The organism is Nonomuraea sp. NPDC049784 (assembly GCF_040659615.1).
Classification (GTDB): domain Bacteria; phylum Actinomycetota; class Actinomycetes; order Streptosporangiales; family Streptosporangiaceae; genus Nonomuraea.
Genome location: NZ_JBFAMX010001126.1, coordinates 1 through 1756 on the forward strand (window position 1 = coordinate 1; position 1756 = coordinate 1756).

A 1756-nucleotide genomic window follows, 5' to 3' on the forward strand; every position below is an offset into this window, starting at 1 on the left:
CGGCGGGTTCGGCGCGGACGAGCAGGGCCGCACCGGCGGCGAGCCCCGTCTTGAGCGCGGTACGGCGGCTGACGATGGGATTGCGTTCGGACATGACCTCTCCTCGGGGGGGCGGAAAGGGGCCGGTACGGCGGGAGCCGTACCGCCTGGTCAGAGGCTCGCGAGCGCGACGCGCAGCCGCTCGGCCGCGACGTCGATCTGTTCCTGACCGGCCAGGTCTGAGCGGGCGTGCTCCAGCGCGGCGGTCAGTTGTGGGGTGTACCGGCTCGGGTCGACGGCCTCGGCCTCCTTGATGAGCAGGTCGAGCAGGGTATGGTCGTCGATCGTGAACAGGAACTCGATCTCGGCCACGTTGGCGTTGCCCGACGGGAAGGCGACGCGCAGCCACGGGTAGGCCGCGGTCCGGGAAAGCGGGACGGAGTACCACTGCGCCGTGTCGACCCCGCTGACCGTGTGCAGGTCGGTCCAGGTGGCGCCGCCGTCGGCGGATCCCCTGAACACGGCGCCGTTCAACCGCGTCACGTGCGTGGAGCGCGGGTGGTAGCGGATCGCGTCCAGAGCCACCGCCTTCGGCAGGCGCACGTCGATCGAGCCCGCCGAGGTGGTCGTGTCGGTGGCGGTGGCCAGGTCGCCGTCGAAGGCGCGCCAGCCGTTCTGGGCCTTGGTCCCGCCTCCTCCCCACGGCTCGGTGGACGCCTCCACCATGGACGGCTCGACGGTCACCTTCCTCAGCAGCGTGCCGACCGGCTCGAGCCGCTCGACGGCGGCGTAGATCCGGTCGATCAGCTCGTCCTCGTCGCCGCCCGCCTTCGCCTCGGCGATCGTCCGGGTCAGCAGGTAGTGGCTGCCCTTGGTGTAGTCGGCCGCGGGCAGCTTCTCCGCCTCGGCGATCACCGTGGCGAGCGGCTCGGCCGTCGCCATCAGCGGGCCCGAGCCCTCCCGCTCGGCACCGTCGGCGCCGATCGTCGCGATCCGGTAGAAGCGCGTGCCGTGCCGCAGCGGCTCGTCGGTGAAGTCGAAGGTCAGCGCGCTGGAGAGCACCGGGCGCCAGGCGGCGGTCGCGCCATCCTTGCGGTACACGGTGAACCGGGTGGCGGTGTCCGGCTTGCTCCAGCGCAGCGTCACCCGGTCCCTGGCCCGCTCCACCCGGGCGTAGAGCGTCCCGTCGCGGTCGGGCGACACCGTGACGTCGGTGAACGTGGCCGCCGTGGCCGCCACGACCCCGGCGTACACCCCTTCGGGGAAGGGCGTGAACAGCTCCGCCACGTACGACCATGACCGGCCGTCCTTGCTCGCCCACGCCCGCACGATCTGCGCGTCGGCATCCCGTACGAGCTTGACGAACGGATACTCGGCCGCGGTGTATCCCTGGATGTTCGCGTTGACCGGGCTGCGCCGGTCGTCCTGCCAGTCGTGCCGGGAGTCGCGGTCGCGGTTCTGCAGGACGAGCCTGCCCGAGGCGTCCGCGCCGAAGTAGATGTAGCGCGCGTCGGCCCGGAGCATCACGCCGCCGGCCGGGCCCTGCGCCTGCTCGATCCGCGCGCTGACCGACCCGCTGCCGGTGAGCACCTCGTTGGCGAACAGCAGGGTGTCCTGGATATCACGCTTGTCCAGGTAGTAGTCGTCGCCTTCGCCGAGGCCCTTGCCGTTGCCCCCGGTGAGCTCGACGCGGTGCTTGTCCGCCTTGACCTTGCCGGTGATCTCGCCGACGCGGTCCACCGGCTCGGCGGGCGGCTCGACGGCCTGCGAGGCCCAG

The 1756-nt window shown here is 72.0% G+C and carries 1 protein-coding gene; it reads right to left on the reverse strand.

Features of this window, described 5'->3' with window-relative positions:
• Nucleotides 1–150: 150 nt before the first annotated feature.
• The coding region (locus tag AB0J09_RS63975; protein WP_360714182.1) for a hypothetical protein at nt 151–1756 on the reverse strand (1606 nt) is incomplete at its 5' end.